The sequence below is a fragment of the Desulfospira joergensenii DSM 10085 genome, from assembly GCF_000420085.1.
GTDB lineage: Bacteria > Desulfobacterota > Desulfobacteria > Desulfobacterales > Desulfobacteraceae > Desulfospira > Desulfospira joergensenii.
In genome coordinates this window covers 261,895-279,355 of sequence record NZ_ATUG01000003.1, presented here as the reverse complement: position 1 = coordinate 279,355, position 17,461 = coordinate 261,895, and the positions used below count along the sequence as shown (strand labels likewise).

At 50.1% G+C, this 17,461-nt stretch carries 15 protein-coding genes; 10 read left to right on the top strand and 5 right to left on the bottom strand.

Annotated elements, in window-relative coordinates:
• The first annotated feature begins 2 nt into the window (after positions 1-2).
• Both F608_RS0125490 and glmM read left to right on the top strand, forming a co-directional pair.
• Positions 3-1,235 (top strand): protein GlmU, encoded by a 1,233-nt coding sequence (locus F608_RS0125490; RefSeq protein ID WP_022668575.1) that lies wholly within the window; start codon positions 3-5, stop codon positions 1,233-1,235.
• A gap of 25 nt (positions 1,236-1,260) precedes the next feature.
• Positions 1,261-2,616 carry a phosphoglucosamine mutase gene (gene glmM / locus F608_RS0125485; protein ID WP_022668574.1) on the top strand — a complete coding sequence of 452 codons (1,356 nt, stop codon included), beginning with the start codon at positions 1,261-1,263 and terminating at the stop codon, positions 2,614-2,616.
• 123 nt (positions 2,617-2,739) lie between these two features.
• Here glmM and F608_RS0125480 read toward each other — a convergent pair whose 3' ends face one another.
• Positions 2,740-3,450, bottom strand: coding sequence for a Bax inhibitor-1/YccA family protein (locus F608_RS0125480; protein ID WP_022668573.1), 711 nt, complete (start codon positions 3,448-3,450; stop codon positions 2,740-2,742).
• Positions 3,451-3,740: 290 nt separating this feature from the next.
• On the opposite strand from F608_RS0125480, the gene xseA reads away from it, so the two are divergent.
• The 6 genes from xseA (at position 3,741) to fusA (ending at position 11,100) form a co-directional block, all read left to right on the top strand.
• The gene (gene xseA, locus F608_RS0125475; protein WP_022668572.1) at positions 3,741-5,081 is read left to right on the top strand and encodes an exodeoxyribonuclease VII large subunit; all 1,341 of its coding nucleotides are present in this window, start codon (positions 3,741-3,743) and stop codon (positions 5,079-5,081) included.
• Positions 5,082-5,118: 37 nt separating this feature from the next.
• Positions 5,119-5,346, top strand: coding sequence for an exodeoxyribonuclease VII small subunit (xseB, locus tag F608_RS0125470; RefSeq protein ID WP_022668571.1), 228 nt, complete (start codon positions 5,119-5,121; stop codon positions 5,344-5,346).
• Positions 5,333-6,265 (top strand): polyprenyl synthetase family protein, encoded by a 933-nt coding sequence (locus F608_RS0125465; RefSeq protein ID WP_022668570.1) that lies wholly within the window; start codon positions 5,333-5,335, stop codon positions 6,263-6,265. Before xseB ends, F608_RS0125465 begins: the two co-directional genes overlap by 14 nt.
• Positions 6,266-6,314: 49 nt before the next feature.
• Positions 6,315-8,204 (top strand): 1-deoxy-D-xylulose-5-phosphate synthase, encoded by a 1,890-nt coding sequence (gene dxs / locus F608_RS33355; RefSeq protein ID WP_022668569.1) that lies wholly within the window; start codon positions 6,315-6,317, stop codon positions 8,202-8,204.
• Positions 8,197-8,955 (top strand): TlyA family RNA methyltransferase, encoded by a 759-nt coding sequence (locus F608_RS0125455; protein ID WP_022668568.1) that lies wholly within the window; start codon positions 8,197-8,199, stop codon positions 8,953-8,955. The genes dxs and F608_RS0125455 overlap by 8 nt, the downstream gene beginning before the upstream one ends.
• A gap of 75 nt (positions 8,956-9,030) precedes the next feature.
• Positions 9,031-11,100: an elongation factor G gene (gene fusA, locus F608_RS0125450; protein ID WP_022668567.1), complete on the top strand. Its 2,070-nt coding sequence runs from the start codon at positions 9,031-9,033 to the stop codon at positions 11,098-11,100.
• An 83-nt stretch (positions 11,101-11,183) separates the two neighbouring features.
• Here the strand turns inward: fusA and F608_RS0125445 are convergent, their stop codons facing one another.
• Genes F608_RS0125445 through F608_RS0125435 form a run of 3 tightly spaced genes read right to left on the bottom strand, consistent with a single transcriptional unit; the run spans position 11,184 to position 14,157 of the window.
• Positions 11,184-12,290, bottom strand: a complete 1,107-nt coding sequence (locus F608_RS0125445; RefSeq protein ID WP_022668566.1) for an SPL family radical SAM protein — start codon at positions 12,288-12,290, stop codon at positions 11,184-11,186.
• Positions 12,291-12,302: 12 nt separating this feature from the next.
• Positions 12,303-13,292, bottom strand: coding sequence for a ParB/RepB/Spo0J family partition protein (locus tag F608_RS0125440; protein ID WP_022668565.1), 990 nt, complete (start codon positions 13,290-13,292; stop codon positions 12,303-12,305).
• Positions 13,279-14,157: a phosphoribosylaminoimidazolesuccinocarboxamide synthase gene (locus tag F608_RS0125435; RefSeq protein ID WP_022668564.1), complete on the bottom strand. Its 879-nt coding sequence runs from the start codon at positions 14,155-14,157 to the stop codon at positions 13,279-13,281. The genes F608_RS0125440 and F608_RS0125435 overlap by 14 nt, the downstream gene beginning before the upstream one ends.
• Positions 14,158-14,356: 199 nt before the next feature.
• Here F608_RS0125435 and F608_RS0125430 point away from each other — a divergent pair, with 199 nt between their 5' ends.
• On the top strand, positions 14,357-15,667 hold the full coding sequence (locus tag F608_RS0125430; protein ID WP_027363120.1) for a TolC family protein: 1,311 nt from the start codon (positions 14,357-14,359) through the stop codon (positions 15,665-15,667).
• Between the two features lie 282 nt (positions 15,668-15,949).
• Entirely contained in the window at positions 15,950-16,264 is a 315-nt protein-coding gene (locus F608_RS0125425) for a hypothetical protein (RefSeq protein ID WP_022668562.1), read from the top strand.
• 20 nt (positions 16,265-16,284) lie between these two features.
• Here the strand turns inward: F608_RS0125425 and aroC are convergent, their stop codons facing one another.
• On the bottom strand, positions 16,285-17,337 hold the full coding sequence (gene aroC / locus F608_RS0125420; protein ID WP_022668561.1) for a chorismate synthase: 1,053 nt from the start codon (positions 17,335-17,337) through the stop codon (positions 16,285-16,287).
• Positions 17,338-17,461: the final 124 nt, after the last annotated feature.

The window sequence follows — 17,461 nt, the reverse complement described above, 5'->3', positions numbered from 1 at the left end:
CCATGAAAGAGCGTAAAATAGAAGCTTTACTCCAAAGGGGGGTCAATATTCCCAATCCGGATTCGGTTTATATCGCGGAGGAAGTCGATCTGGACCGGATTTCCACGGACAATGTCACTCTGTTCAGCGGAACCAAGCTTATGGGGTCCCGAACCCTGATCATGGAAAATTCCAGGATCGGGTATGAGGCACCGGTCACCCTGGAAGATACCCTGGTGGGGAAAAACACCCGGCTCAACGGCGGATTTTTCCAGGGAGCTGTTTTTGCCGGGGAGAATACCTTTGGGTCTGGGGCCCATGTCCGTTCCGGAACCATTCTGGAAGAACAGGCCAATGCCGCCCACACCGTGGGACTCAAGCAGACTCTTCTTTTTCCCTTTGTCACACTGGGAAGCCTGATCAACTTCTGTGACTGTTTCATGGCCGGCGGCACCAGCCGGAAAGACCACTCGGAAGTCGGGTCTTCCTTTATCCATTTTAATTATACCCCGAACCAGGACAAGGCCACTCCGTCCATGATGGGGAATGTGCACCAGGGGGTCATGCTGGATCAGCGGCCCATTTTCCTGGGGGGGCAGGGGGGCATTGTGGGCCCTGTCAGAATCGGGTTCGGCTGCATTTCAGCTGCCGGCTCAGTTGTTCGAAAGGATGAAGAGAAACCGGACCGCCTGATTCTGGCAGGGGGAATGAAATCCATGTCCATGCCCTGGAAGCCCGGGGTCTACTCCCAGGTGGAAAGAATTTTCAATCATAATCTCAGATATATTGCCGGACTGATCTCTCTGAAGGCCTGGTATGCCCATGTCCGGCCCCTGTTTGCCGGGGATGATCTTTCAAAGGCTCTGGTTTGGGGCATGCAGGAAAACCTGGACATCTGCCTAGGGGAAAGGATCCGCAGGTTGGGAATTTTTTGTGAAAAACTAATTACCTCCAAAGAGATCCTAACCTCAGGCTCAAAAAAAACAAAACCCAATGGTGTATCCACCCGGATCAACAGCCATGACAGGGCCATCCAAAATTTTACCCTTGCCAAAAGAATTTTTGAGGCGGAATTGAAAAAAGAGCAAATGAACGAGGGCGGAGAAAAAGTAATCCGGGCAGTAGAGGCCGGAATCCGAGAAAAAGGAAAGGATTATACTGGCGTTATCAAAGGACTTTCTTCCCAGGCCCGGAAAACCGGAAGTGAATGGCTGTACAATATTGAAAACCGGATACTAGAGCCCCTATTGATATAAATCAGATCGGAATTAAGGCAAAAAAATGGCAGGACTTTTCGGAACAGACGGTATCAGGGGCAGGGCAAACACCTTTCCCATCACCTGTGAAATCGCGGTCAAAACAGGCCGGGCAGTGGGAAATTTTGTCAGAAAAAATCAAGATCAGTTTCTGATCATCGGAAGGGACACCCGGGTTTCTGGCCATATGCTGGAAGCGGCTTTGGCCGCAGGTGCCTCATCAGCCGGGGTGGAAGTCCGCCTTGCCGGAGTAATTCCCACCCCAGGGGTTGCCTATCTTTGTTCCTGTCTGAAAGGGGCAGGGGCCGGCATCGTGATTTCCGCTTCCCACAATCCCTATTATGACAACGGAATTAAAATATTCAGAAAGGGCGGAATTAAGCTCACCGATGCCCAGGAAGAGGAGATCGAATCCAGAATTCTGAATGACCAGGACGATGTTTCACAGAAAAATATCGGAAAAATTTCCATAATTTCAGATAGTTTGGATAAGTATGCCGCTTTTCTTCTGTCCAGGTTTCCAATCAGGAAACCCCAAGGGCCCGGCGAAAACCCCCTCAAGCTGATCATCGACGCATCCAACGGCGCGGCGTCAAAAATCGGACGCATGGTATTTGGCTCCGGCCTGTTTGATCCTCTCTATATCTTTGATCAGCCAAACGGATGCAATATCAATGAGAAGTGCGGATCCCAGCATACGGACACCCTGAAAAAACGGGTTATAGAAGAAAAGGCCGACGCCGGCCTTGCCTTTGACGGCGATGCAGACCGCCTGATCGCAGTGGATGAGACCGGCAAGGAGATTTCAGGGGACCAGATTCTGGCCATTTGCGCCAAATACGCAAAGAAAAAGGGAAGCTTGAAAAACAACACCCTTGTAAGCACAATCATGAGCAATATCGGACTGACAGAGACCTTAGACTCCCTTGGCATCAGACACTTAAAATCCGATGTGGGCGACCGCAAGGTATTGGAGGAGATGATGCGGTCCGGAGCCGTGATCGGCGGTGAGGACTCGGGGCACATGATCTTTCTTGAAGATCACACCACAGGAGACGGCATACTTTCAGCCCTTAAGCTCCTTGAAATAATGATGACCGCAAAAAAGCCCTTATCCGAATTGGCATCCATTATGACCGTATATCCCATGGTTTTGATCAACGTGGAAGTGGATGCATCAAGGCCGGATTTTAAAAGCATCCCTCCCATTGCCAAAACCATTGACCAGGTGGAAGAAAAATTGTCCGGCCGGGGCAGGGTGCTGATCCGGTATTCCGGTACACAACCTTTGCTCCGGGTCATGGTGGAAGGGCCGGATCAGGATCAAACCCTTGCCTATTGCGAGAAGATCTGTCAGTCCATCCGGGAGAATATCGCCTGACAATCGATTCAGTGGCGGGCATTGCACGTACAACGGGAGTTTTGGTATAAACAAACCTCACCAAAACGCCCGTATTTACTATTGCATATACAATATGCAATGCAGATGTCTATTTAGCAGATCTTAATCTCTGGCCACGCCCAGCAGATGGAGCAGATGGACAAACAGACCCATGAAATCCAGGTAAAGACTCAAAGCCCCCATGATGGCGCCTTTGCGAACCATGGCTCCGGTGGCGTTATCCGGCATTGTCACGGCCATGGATTTCAGTTTCTGGGTATCATAGGCCGTCAGACCGGTGAAGATAACCACGGCGATCATGGAAATGATCATCTGCATCATGGTGGAGCCGATAAAGATATTGACGACCATGGCAATGATGATTCCTATAAGACCCATCATCATAAACTGGGCCATACCGGTGAGATCCTTTTTAGTCACCATGCCGTAGACGCTTGCCGCACCAAAAGTAGCTGCGCAGATGAAAAAGGTCGAGGCGATGGACGATGATGTGTAAACCAGAAAAATGGGAGCCAGGCAGACACCGTAAAGCACGGTGAGAAGCGCATAAAGGCCCGTGGCGGTGCTGGCCTGCATTTTATTGATTCTGGCGCCCAGGAATCCACAGAGAATGACCAGTCCGATCATCATGGCAAAGGGCATAATGGGATTTCCGTAGACCATCTGAAGAATGGCCGGACTGGTGGAGACAAAATAGGAAGTGACTCCTGTAAGAGCCAGACCGACTGCCATCCAATTGTATGTACTTCGGATAAAGGCATTCACCCGGCTGGCAGTGCCTGCATACTGGGATGTTGAAAAATTTGTATTCATTGGTTTCCTCCGTAAAATGGATTGTCTATATATCTTGACTCGTAATATAACATCAAAAGAGGGGATTGCAAGATTACAATTTGATTAATTCCCCTTGGAACCCGGGCTATCCGTACATTCCGGGTATTTTATAAAAAGTTTACATAATATATATTATCAGACCTTTGATATCCGGGGGTTTTAAAAGAAAAATCAGGTTTGATTAAAATATCAGAATTCCAAGATTTGTATTGTTAAAACCACACCATTGTTCTATAAATATTATCTTTGCATTTGAACGGGTTGGGAAGATGGCTGCAGAAAAAAATAATGGAAACATATACACGGTTTCAAACCTGACCAGAGAGATCAAGTCTCTTTTGGAAAATAAATTTCCCTTTGTATGGATCATCGGGGAAATTTCAAATTATGCGGTTCCTGTTTCCGGGCATTCCTATTTTTCCCTCAAAGATGCCAAAGCCGTTGTCAACTGCGTCATGTTCAAAAATCAAAAGACCTCCCTGAAGTTCAACCCGGAAAACGGGCTCAAGGTTATCGGGCTTGCCAGACTTTCCCTGTACGAACCCAGGGGTGCATACCAGCTCATCTTTGAACATATGGAACCCGAGGGGGCCGGATCCCTTCAGCTCGCCTTTGAACAGCTGAAAAAAAAATTGTTCCAGGAAGGTCTGTTTGACGCGGCCCATAAAAAAGAAATTCCGTTTCTGCCTCTGAAAATCAATCTCATCACTTCCGGAACCGGTGCGGCTGTCCGGGACATCATAAAGGTCGCCAATCGCAGGCTTCCCCTTTGCCGGCTTGAACTTCTGCCGGTCAAGGTCCAGGGTGAAGGCGCAGATCGAGAAATTGCCCATGCCCTTGAACTGGCCAACAGGTCGGGAAAATCCGATCTGATCATCCTTGCCCGGGGCGGCGGATCCATGGAGGATCTGGCGGCTTTTAACTCTGAAGTTGTGGCCCGAGCCATATTCGAATCCAACATTCCGGTGATCACCGGGGTGGGACATGAAACCGATTTCACCATAGCCGATTTTGTGGCGGATCTAAGGGCCCCTACCCCGTCTGCGGCTGCTGAATCGGCCCTGCCCGACAAAAAAAATCTCATTCAGATTCTGGAACGTCTTGAAATGTCCATGGTTTCTTCCATGAATCAAAGATTGGGCTTTTTAACAAACAGGATCCATGATCTTGAATCCAGGCTCAAAAGTCCCAGGCGGACCATGGATGATTACCGGTTCAGGCTGGAAGAGCTTGAATCCAGGATGATGAATTCCCTTGAAAATCAGCTGTTTCATAAAAAGGAGAAACTCTCCTGGGCCTGCCGGAATTTGAACGGCTCCCAACCCCAGGTCGAGGCCGGAACCCGTCAACTCAAAGAGCTTTCCAAGAGAATGGGGCTGGAAATGAAGGGATGCCTGGACAGATCCCGGACCCGGCTGGATCAGCTTGAAATGCATCTGTCGGCCCTCAGCCCTGAATCCGTACTTGACAGGGGGTACAGCATCGTCCAGACCCTTCCTGAAAAAACAATTGCCATGGACGCCGGCAAAATTCAACCCGGGACTTCCGTTGAGGTCTTCTTGTCAAAGGGACGGCTGATGGCCCGGGTCGAAGATTCTATATGCGAATAAAACAATCGGGGAAAAATCCCCTGGAGAAATTGTAAATATGGCCAAGAAAAAAAGTTTCGAAGAATCACTCAAGCAGCTTGAAGAGATCGTCCGGGAAATGGAATCCGGGGACCTGCCCCTTGAGCAGGCCCTGAAAAAATATGAAACCGGCATTGCCCATGCACAATACTGCAAGAAAATCTTGAACCAGACCGAGAAAAAGATAACGGTTTTAACACAGGGACTGGATGGCTCCCTGGAGGAAACTCCCCTTGAGGACCAATGAACTTTCATTTGATCTGCCCGCTTATCTGAAGAGTTGCCGGAAACTGGTCAATGACGGGCTTACAAGAATTTTTACAGGCTTTGATCAAAACAGGGAACTGATCCGGGCCATGGATCACTCCCTCATGGCCGGAGGCAAGCGGTTGCGCCCGATTCTGGCCCTGGCCTCGGCCCAAGCCTGCGGCGGGAATCCCATGCTTGCCCTGCCCGCCGGCTGTGCCATTGAACTGATCCACACTTACTCCCTGATCCACGATGACCTGCCGGCCATGGATGATGACGATCTGAGAAGGGGGGTTCCCACCTGCCACAAAAAATTCTCCGAGGCCACCGCCATTCTGGCGGGGGACGGCCTGCTCACCCATGCCTTCCGTGTCCTGTCCCGGCCCCATGATCTATTTGAGGTCTATCCGGACAATGCCGTTCTTTTAAAGGTGATCGCAGATATTTCCCTGGCAGCCGGCATCGACGGAATGGTGGAAGGACAGATGCTGGACATGCAGTCCCAGGAACTGTTAAAAAAAGGGCCTTCAGATGAAATTCTGGACCGTCTGATCCGGCTCCATACCCTTAAAACCGGGAGGATGATATCGGTCAGTGTGGACTCGGGTGTGCAAAGCGCAAATGGCGGAGAAAAACTTCGCACTCCCCTGCTAAAGTATGCCGATTCCATCGGACTGGCCTTCCAGGTCATGGATGATATCCTCAACATTGAGGGCGATCCAAAGATCATGGGAAAGGCGGCAGGCTCGGATGCGGCCAGTGAAAAGACCACTTTCCCTGCGGTTATGGGACTTTCACGCTCCAAAGAATATGCTGAAAAATTAATCCGGGACGCATGGGATGCCCTGGAAGGGTTTGACCAAAAGGCAGATCCTTTACGGGCCATTGCCCGGTATATCGTTCAAAGGAAGAGATAGACGTAAAACAAGTTATTTAAAAATATAAAATTAAACACAGGTAAAAAATTTGAGTCTGCTTGAACAAATCAAAACGTCCAGAGATGTAAAAGCCTTGTCCCGGGACCAGCTGCCGGACCTTGCAAAGGAACTGCGAAGCCGGATTATTGAAGTGGTTTCAAAAAACGGGGGGCACCTGGCTTCCAGTCTGGGGGCCGTTGAACTGACCCTGGCCATCCACTATGTATTTGACCTTCCCCAGGATACCCTGATCTGGGATGTGGGGCATCAATCCTATGCCCACAAGCTTCTGACCGGACGCAATGAACTCTTTGACACCCTTCGCCAGTACAAGGGAATCTCCGGATTTTCCAAAATCAAGGAAAGTCCCTATGACGGATTTACCGTGGGCCATTCATCCACATCCATTTCAGCGGCCCTGGGAATCCGTTCTGCCAAGGGCTTGATCCAAGACAATTCAGACGTGATTTCCGTAATCGGAGACGGATCACTCACCGCCGGTATTGCCTATGAAGGACTGAACCAGACCGGGGATCTGAAACCGGGAATGATCGTCATCCTCAATGACAACGACATGTCTATATCTGCCAATGTCGGGGCCTTGTCTTCATACCTGAGCCGGACCTTTTCATCCAAGACCCTTCAGAATATGAGGAACCAGTTCGGTTCTTTTTTAAAGTCTTTTCCCAAGATCGGCGACGACATGTACGGACTTGCCAAACGGTGGGAAGACTCCTTTAAAACATTCGTCACCCCGGGAATGCTCTTTGAAGCCTTTAACTTCGACTATTTCGGCCCCATCAACGGCCATAACCTCGACCACCTCATCGACATTCTGACCAATATCCGGCATCCCGATTCCCCGGTACTTCTCCATGTCACCACCCAAAAAGGCAAAGGATACGGACCGGCTGAAAAAAATCCGGTTTATTTCCACGGAGTGGGCTGCTTTGCCGTTGAAACCGGGAAAAGCGATAAAAAAGCAAAAGATAAAGTCCCCACCTATACAGAGGTTTTCGGGGATCATATGATCCGTCTGGCCAAGAAGGATGAAAGAATCGTGGCAGTGACTGCGGCCATGCCCGAGGGAACCGGTCTGACCCGGTTTGCCCGGGAGTTTGAAAACCGGTTCTTTGATGTGGGGATTGCAGAGCAGCATGCCGTTACCTTTTCCGCCGGCCTGGCATCCAGGGGGCTGAAACCGGTGGTGGCCATTTATTCCACCTTTCTGCAGCGGGCCTATGATCAGATCCTCCATGATGTCTGTATTGATGCCCATCCCGTGATCTTTGCCATTGACCGGGGCGGCATCGTGGGAGAAGACGGCCCCACCCACCATGGTCTGTTTGATTATGCCTATCTGAGAAGCATCCCCAATATGGTGGTCATGGCCCCTTCCAATGAGAATGAACTGGCCAGGATGCTTCAGACGGCGGTAAATCATCCGGGACCCATTGCCATGAGATATCCCCGGGGCAAGGGGGAAGGAGTCAAAATTGAGGAAAATCCATCCCCCATTGAAATCGGTAAAGCCAGGATGGCCAAGGAGGGTCAGGATCTCCTCATTATTGCCATTGGCCGGTCCGTGAACGATGCCCTTGAGGCTGCCCGGATTCTGGAGGAAGAAAATATCCGGGTCTCGGTAATGGATGCCCGATTTGTCAAGCCTCTTGACGAATCTCTTATCCTTGAAAGGGCCGGAAAAATCAAAAGAATCATCACCGTGGAAGAGCATGTCCTGGACGGAGGCTTCGGTTCAGCCGTTCTTGAGCTGCTCTTTGACAGGAACCTGGGCCAGGTTCAGGTCAAGCGGATCGGTATTGAGAATTGTTTTGTGGAGCATGGTTCCCAGGCGGTTCTCCGCAGGGACTATCACATCGATACAACGGCCATTGTAAATGAGGCCCGCGCCCTTTTGGGCAAAGAGCCGGATGCATAAGGACAAGCCTGTAAAACAGAGACTCGACCAACTCATCACTGAGAAAGGGCTGGTGGGATCCAGGCAAAGGGCCAAGGCAATGATCATGGCCGGCAGGGTATTGGTGGATGATGCGGTCTGTGATAAGCCCGGAATCCCGGTGAGTACCCAGGCCCAAATTGTGGTCAAGGATGACGACAACCCCTATGTGAGCCGGGGGGGGCTCAAACTTGAAAAGGCATTTGAGACCTTTCCCATTAGTGCAAAGGATCGGGTCTGCCTTGATATCGGGGCGTCCACAGGCGGATTCACCGACTGCCTCCTACAGAACGGAGCCAAAAAGGTCTATGCATGTGATGTGGGGTACGGACAGCTCGACTGGTCCCTGCGCAAGGATGACCGGGTGGTTGTCATCGAAAGAACCAATATCCGGTATATGGACTATGATGTGATCGGTGAAAAAGTGGATATGGTGGTGGCTGACACTTCTTTTATCTCACTTAAAAAAGTGATTCCGGCTGCGGAAAAATTTATGGCTGCCGGAACCGAGGTTCTGGCGTTGATCAAACCCCAGTTTGAAGCCGGAAGAGAAAATATTGGCAAGGGAGGTGTTGTAAGGGATCCAAAAACAAGGGAAGCCGTGAGAAAAGATCTGTCGGATTTTTTCCAGGAACGGGGGTATGAAATCAGGGGAATAGTCCCCTCCCCTATTCTCGGCCCCAAGGGAAACCAGGAAAGCATCATATTCATGGTTTTTCAGGAAAGCCCGTAAAAAACACTGTTTTTTTTATTTAAATTCTATTATTTAAATATTACTTTTTTATTAATTGTTTTTAAAGGAGCAGGAATGAGCGAAGAAATCAAAACCATGAGAAATGTGGCTTTGGCAGGCCATGGAGGTGCGGGCAAGACAACTCTTGCTGAGGCTATGCTGTTTAAGGCCGGGGTGATAAAGCGTCTGGGAAGGGTTGAGGAAGGAAACACAGTCATGGATTTCCAGCCGGAAGAAACCCGGAAGCAGCAGAGCATCAACACGGCATTTATCAAGTATACCCATAACAAGCATACCATCTCCCTGATGGATACTCCTGGTGACCAGAATTTCTTCTCTGCTTCCAAAACCTGTTTTCCCGTGGCAGACAGTATGATCTTTGTCATAGACGGCGTGGGCGGCCCTTCCGCCATGACCGAGGAAGCCGGAGCCAGTGCCCTGGAGTACAATCTGCCCGGAGTCGTTATTGTCAACAAACTGGACAGGGAAAGAGCCGACTATACCGTCTGTCTTGAAGCATGCAAAACCGCCCTGAAAAAGAAAATTGTCCCCATCTGCTTTCCCATCGGCCGGGAAGACAATTTCAAGGGACTGGTGGATATCGTGTCCGGCCAGGCATTTGAGTATGATGATGACGGCAAGGCAAAAAAAGTGGATATTCCGGCGGACATGGCCGACGACATGGCCATGGCAAAGGAAGAATTTGTTGAAAACATAGCAGAACTGGACGACGAACTTCTTGAGAAATACCTTGAAGGCGAAGAAATTACCGAAGATGAATTAAAGGCCGCTTTCCGCCAGGGCATTTTAGGGGCCGAGTTTTACCCGGCCGTAAGTGCCTCTGCCACGAAAATGATCGGCATTGAACTTATACTTGAGTTGATCAACGATTATCTGCCCTCTCCCCTGGATCGGGGGGACTGGACAGCCAAGGACGCCAATGGAGAGGAGGTTGTTGTTTCCCCTGACCCCAACGCCGAATTCTGCGGTTTTGTGTTTAACACCATTGTCGATCCATATGCGGGAAGACTTTCTCTTTTCAGGGTCATTTCAGGCAGCCTGGGCAAAGAAGGAAATCTTCTTAACGTAACCAAGGACACCAAGGAAAGATACTCCCAGCTGCTGGAGGTGGCGGGCAAAGAGCAGAAAACCATCACATCCGCCCTGCCCGGTTCCATTGTAGCAGTGGCCAAATTAAAGGAAACCCTGACCGGAGATACCCTCACCGAGGGCAAAGAAATTCAGATTCCGGCCCCGGCCCCCATGCCGCCGGTGATCTCTTTTGCCATTTCTCCAAAATCCAAAAATGATGAGGACAAGATCCACGAAGCGATCAGAAAAATGCTCGAGGAGGACACCGGTCTTCAGCTCAAGAGGGAAGAAGAAACCCGTCAAACCATACTTTCGGGACGCGGCCTGGTCCATATTGAAGTCACGGCTGAAAAGATCCAGAGAAAATTCAACGTGGGAATGGATATTGCCACACCGAAGGTCGCCTACAGGGAAACCTTTAAGAAAAAAATCAGGGTCCAGGGCAAGCATAAAAAACAGTCCGGCGGCCATGGTCAGTACGGAGACTGCTGGATCGTACTGGAACCCCTTCCCAGGGGAACCGGGTTTGAGTTTGTCGACAAGATCGTGGGCGGCGTGATTCCCAAAAATTACATCCCGGCCGTTGAAGCGGGTATCCGGGAAAGTTCGGCCGTGGGTATCCTGGCCGGATTCCCCTGTGTGGACTTCAGGACCACTCTGGATTTTGGCTCCTACCATTCTGTAGACTCTTCAGAAATGGCCTTTAAAATGGCCGGATCCCTGGCCTTTAAAAATGCGGCCAAGGATGCCAAGCCCACCCTGCTGGAACCCATCATGAAGGTGGCCGTAAAAGTGCCCGACGACAACACCGGCGATATCATGGGAGATCTCAACTCCCGGAGAGGTCGTGTCCTGGGCATGGATTCCGAAGCAGACAAGCAGATCATCAACGCCCTGGTTCCCATGTCTGAGATGCTGAGATACGCCCCGGACTTAAGTTCCATGACCCAGGGCCGGGGTACCTTTACCATGGAATTTGAGCAGTACGATGAAGTCCCGGGCGACCTGTCCAAAAAGATCATAGAACGGGTCAATTCGGAAAAGGAAAAATAATCCGGACAGACAGACCGCCGGTGTACATTAGAAGAATCAGGCCGGGAAACTGAGTTTCCCGGCCTGTTGTTTATGGAATGGATTTACAAAAGAGCGGAGTTCAACCGGCAGTGCTCAACCGCGCTAAGATCCAGCATGCGGCCGAGTTCCCCTTCTTTTCCCGGAAAATAACCCATGCAGGTTTCCCAGGCTTCCCGGTCTTCCATGCAGAAATAAACCAGGGTTTGGGGTGCGTGCTCCCGGATCCGGGCGACCACTTCCTTATATAGATTGATCCTCAGGGGTTTAAAATAGCGCATCTTATTGTCCAGACCCAGGATAAACTCTCCGTAACAGATATCAGAATCCGGAAACCGATTTTCAACAATCGGCTTGAGCTTGGGCATGAACCTGAAGCTTCCCATGCTGATCCAGACGATGGACTCGGGCCGGACATGGGCAAATATTTCATCAACCACCTGTTTATATTCTTGTTCACACCCCTCATAGATCACCAGGGGATCAAAATGAAAGGCAAGGCCATACCCCTTTTGCTGGCACAATTTTGCAGTTTCCAGCCGGGCCTTCAGGGATGCGGTCCCCCGTTCCTGGGTGCGGATGACGGCCGGGGTGTTCACGGACCAGGCCAGAACGGTTTTTTGGTTATGATCCAGGTCAAGGAGGGAAGATACATTTACGGTTTTGGTTTTCAGCTCCAGCAGACTGTTGGTCTGCCGGGCAAATTTCTCCACCAGGAATTTAGGGCCCAGGCTGATCTTCTCCCAGATCAGGGAATCCGTGTACTCTCCGGTTCCCATTCGGAAAATCCGGTTCTTGTTAAATGCCCCCTCCAGTTCCCGGGACAGAATATCGAATCCGGCAAAATACTGGAGAACCGGGGGATGGAAATAGGCCTGGAGAATACAATAGGAACAGTCCATGGTACAGAAGGTACCCGTGTGAAGGATGGTATAGTCGCAGCAGGTATAGTGGCTGGTTCCCGGACACTCCCGGATAACCGCCCCCCTGTTTCGGGTGATGTAAAGGATGGACTTGGCCCTGGAAACCGGATCCAATGATCCATTGATGAAATCGTAAACTTCTCTGGAGTCAGGCACAATTTCCGGTTCAATTCCCACCTTGTCCAGAAGATAGCCGACCTCTTTATCAGACCTGATGTCTGCATCCATAAACACCCGGGAGAGTTTCATTTTTTTGCCCCCCTACCCGTGTTCCCTGTCAAGGATCGTGGACAGGGCAGGGTTTTTTTCAAGAAGAATAAGGTCTTCCCCTCTTTTTTTTAACTCATCCCTGGTTTTAAAATCAAAGGACAGGGTGTAGGTCGTTCCTTCAAGGTTTTCCGGGAGGATAAATCGGATTCCCTTGCCCAGGTTCAGTTTATTGATGGAATTCCTAACTTGGCCAAGTTTTTTTTCAAGATTGGGATACCGGCGTTTCTTTAAAACCTGCCGGACAAGATTGGCCTTTAACCCGAGATCTTCGGTCTCCCGGCCAAGGATCTCCTGGATCTCCTTTTCCTGATACAGGCTCTGGGGATCGAGTTTTTCCCTGGCAATGATTTCCATGGCCCAGGTGATCATTTCGATCTGCTTTGAGGAGGAAGCCTTGATTTTTGAAAAAAGGTCGAGAAAAAGACCGGGAACCGGAGGATCGTATTTTAAAATCCTGAGGCCGGCTTTCAGGGAAAGGCTCCCCCTGTTCAGCAGATCAACCACCCTGGGGTCCAGGTTTTCCAGGGCCATTAGCTCCCGGATATGGGATGAATTGAACCGGCAGTTGAAGATTTGGGCGGAGATCCGGGCAATCTCATCCACTGTTGTGAACCGGTTGAGCAGCTTGAGCCCTCTGATGGTTTCCGCCAGGGTCAGCTCCCTTTGAAAGGCATTCTCAGCCACGGCCCTGACCGCGCACTCCTTTTCGTCGGCATCCTCGAGGAGAATGCAGTCGAGTGCTCCGGTTTCCCGGTCAGCGGTTTCATGGTTGAGGCGGAGGGCCCGGATCCGTTTGAAGCCGGATACGATGATCAAGGAATCATTGACCGGCCAGAGAACCGGAGGAGAGAGCAGGCCGTTCTCCTGAATGGAAAAGGCCAGGGAGGAAAGATCCTCCTCCCCGGAACTGATTTCAAACCGGGTGTCAGAAAGATCAATCTCTGCCACCCGGATTCTTTTCAGGATATTAGAGGGTTTCACCGGTTAATCTCGTATAGATATCCTTATAGGTATTGGAGGTGTTCTCTATGATTTCCGCAGGAAGCTCGGGACCGGGCGGGGTTTTGTCCCATCCGGAATTGACCAGCCAGTCCCGGACCGTCTGCTTGTCATAGCTTTTCTGGCCTCGCCCGGGTTCGTAATCATCCTTAGGCCAGAACCGGGAGGAGTCCGGAGTCAAAATTTCATCAATGAGAATGATCTCGTCGTCCAGCATACCGAATTCAAACTTGGTGTCTGCTATGATAATCCCCTTTTCAAGGGCGAGTTCCGCCCCTTTCTTGTAGATGGCCAGGCTGAGGCTCTTAATCTTCTCTGCTTTTTCCTTACCCAGGATCTTTATCGTTTCTTCAAAGGAGATATTGATATCATGATCTCCCACTTCCGCCTTGGTGGAAGGGGTAAAAAGCGGAGTTTCAAGCTGATCCGATTCCTTAAGGCCTTTGGGAAGCTCTATCCCGCATACATGGCCTTCCTTTTGATATGATTTCCATCCGGAACCCGAGATATATCCCCTGACAATGCACTCCACAGGCAGGGGTTCCGCCTTTTTCACCAGCATGCTTCTCTTGTCCAGGGCATCCCTGTGAGCCTTGAACTCATCCGGATATTCGTTGACATCCACGGTGATGATATGGTTTTTGATGATATCTTCCATCTGTTTGAACCAGAACACGGAAATCTGATTCAACACCTTGCCCTTATCGGGTATGAGATTGGGCAGAACCACATCAAAAGCGGATAGCCTGTCCGTGGTCACCATTAAAAGGGCATCTCCGGTATCAAAGATGTCCCTGACCTTGCCCTGCCTGACCATGGGCAGATCATCGTTAAGTATGGATGTCATGGTGTTCTCCTTATGGTTTAATTTTTATTGGGCTGACTTATACCATATAAAGCCTTTTTTTTCTATTCCCGGGTTAAAGAATCTGAACCCGATGCCGGGAATCCTCCCCGTCCAAGTTTACTTGATTTCAAAACTTGACGAACCAGGATCAATCATAATATTGTTACCTGAATTTTCCATCCATAATACGAGGTCGGCCATGAAAAAGAACAGGTTGTTGTTTGTAATAATCCAGATTTCGATATTGTTTACCGCATTTCAGGTTTTTGCCGTGGATGAGGCTTCAGGCCCGTCATATTCTTTGGGGGATCTTTGCCGGGCAGCCAATAAAAATGCAGAACGCATTCATATCGCAGCAGATGATGTAAATATTGCCAAGGAAGAAAAAAATCGGGCCCTGTCGGTTCTCATTCCCAGGGCAACTGCATTCGGCAGCTATCTGAACCGCCGCCAGGATGAAGCAAATAATCCGGACTCCCTCACCCTGGGTGTGAAACTGACCCAGTCCTTTACCATAAACGGGAAAGAACTGACCGCCTATGAGTACAGTAAAAAGGGGATCGAAAAAAGCCGGTTTGCCTTGGAAAGTATCCGGGCCGATTATCTCTTTCAGGTGGCCCAGTCCTATTTTCAGACCCTGAGTGCAAAACGGCAGAAGGAAATCGCCGCTGCCGATGTGGAACGGCTGAAAACCCACAGAAACTCTGTCCAGGAAAAACTCAGCGTGGGAAACGTCACAAAGACCGATCTCTTTCGGGCAGAAGCGGAATTGTCCAAAGCCCGGACATCCATGGTCACGGCGGATCACGGCGTTCTTCAGGGGAAAGCCAATATTGCAAGGCTTGTGGGCATTGACACCGGTTTTACCGTTTCAGGAGATGATGTGGAGGATCTCGGCAACTTCAACCCGGTCCTGGAAAAAATTCAGGTCCTGGCCCTGGAAAACAGGAATGAAGTCAAAGAAGCCCAGAAAGACCTGGAAAGGGCAATGGACAATCTCAAATATGAAAAAGGGGATTATTGGCCTTCCCTGAGCCTGGAAGCCGGGTACAAAGAGTCCGACCTTTCCTATGAGGCCGCACCCAGCGATGTTGAATACGATACCGAAGAAGCGTATGTCCAGGCTGAACTGAGCTTCACCCTTTATGACGGCGGTTTGCGGGGGGCACAGGTCAGGCAGGCCCTTGCCAGGGAAAGACAGGCAAAACAGGCTTTGGAAAGTACCAAGAACCAGATCATCCTTGAATCCAGGGTGGCATTTCTGGAATTTCAAACCGCCCGGACCACTCTGGCCAACCTCCAGGATGAACTGAAATCGGCCAGGGAAAACTTCAATGCCGTCCAGATGCAGTTCAAATACGGCATGGCGGACAGTATTGACATGATGGACGCCAACACCCTCCTGGTGACGGCCGAACGCAGGATTTCCGATGCCGAGTACACCCTGTCCCTGGCAGGCCTGAAAATCCTGTATACCAAAAACGACCTGGTTGACTATCTTTTGAATTAACCCGGGGTGGAAAAATCAAAAAAACCCCCCGATTCCCTGCCCCGGCGCAGCTGAATCCGGATTCAACCCCTGTATACGGGAATCTAAAATTTCCCGGCAGGGCTAAGTGGCTACAAATATTTGACTAAAACCCGGTCTTCTAGTTCAGCCCAAGGGGTTTTTACCTGAATATCCAATGTTTTCAATACCTAACCTTGACTTACGTCCGGAGTTGAAATATTCTTTGGGAAATCATCAGAAATGGGTTGGGCCCAGGCCTTAACCGGTAAAAAGGAGCTTAACATGTATGAAATCATAGCAAACCCTGAAGATTATCAGATTGATCATCTGATCAACGGCACCGGAAACGCCAACATGGAGATTTCCCAGGAAGAAAGGGATAAATGGGCCGGGGAAGTGGTGAATTTCAGTGAAAAGCTGATGGACTTTGCCAAAAAATCCAGACAGCTGGCAGACCTTCTCGGTTCCAAGGAAAAGATAGCTGCAACCCCCGCATCCCTGAAAACACTGAAAATCCAACTCTTTACGATCAACGATTCTTTAAATTCCGCCCTTGAAATCGCAGACAAACTGGAAACAGACATTATTAAAAAATAAGTCTGTTTTTTTGCTTTTGTTCAGACCAGGGTTTTCTGCCGTAAAATATGGTCTGTGAGTACCAGCGCCATCATGGATTCACAGACCATGTTTATTCTCGGGATCGCGCTGATGTCGTGGCGTCCCTTTGTAGAAATCGTGGTTTCCTCTCCTTGGGTATCAATGGTTTTCTGGACCTTGGAAATGGAAGGAATGGGCTTGACGTGAACCCGGGAAAGAATCTCATCCCCGTTGGAGATTCCTGCCAGGATCCCGCCGGAGTGATTGGTCTGAAACCCGGTTGAAGTGATTTCATCGTTGTTCTCAGATCCGGTCATGGCAGCGGCTTTCAGCCCGGAACCGATTTCAACGGCTTTGACCGCACCGATGCTCATCAGGGCTTTGGCAATGTCCGCGTCCAGCTTGTCAAAAACAGGGTCCCCAATTCCCGCCGGGACATTTTTCGCCCGGATCTCAACCACACCCCCCAGGGAATCCCCCTGACTCTTTACCTCTTTGATCCGGGCCTCCATGGCTTCGGCGGCCACCGGATCAGCACATCTTAAAACGTTCTTTTCAATGACGTCCGGATCAAAGATCGTGGTCTGAATCCCCCCAAGGGCAAGGGTGTGGCTCATGATCCGGATCTGGTATTGATCCAGAACAATCTGGGCCACTGCACCGGCTGCCACCCGGGCTGCGGTTTCCCGGGCCGAAGCCCTTCCCCCTCCCCGAAAGTCCCGGATCCCGTACTTTTTCGTATAGGAATAATCCCCGTGGCCGGGTCTGAAAAGTCTGGATATATCTTTATATGATCTGGATCTGGCATCCTTGTTCTCAATGAGGATCATGATGGGGGTGCCGGTGGTTCGATCCTCAAATGTTCCGGACAGAATCCTGGGCCGGTCCGGCTCTTTTCTCTTGGTGGAAGCCGGTCCCTTGCCGGGTTTTCTTTTATCCAGGGCAGTCTGGATCATTGATTCGTCAATGGGGAGTCCCGGGGGACAGCCCTGGACCACCACACCCAGGGCAGGACCGTGGGATTCTCCAAATGTGGTAACCTGAAACACTTTTCCAAAACTGGAACCTGACATGGTTTCACCTCTTTTTTAATAAAAATTTAGAATTTCCGGTTATCTCTAATAATTAGAATTTTGGTTTGAGTTCAAGGCGCAGGAAATTGGGTCAAAAGGCAATTATTAGAGGTGACCTTCTGCG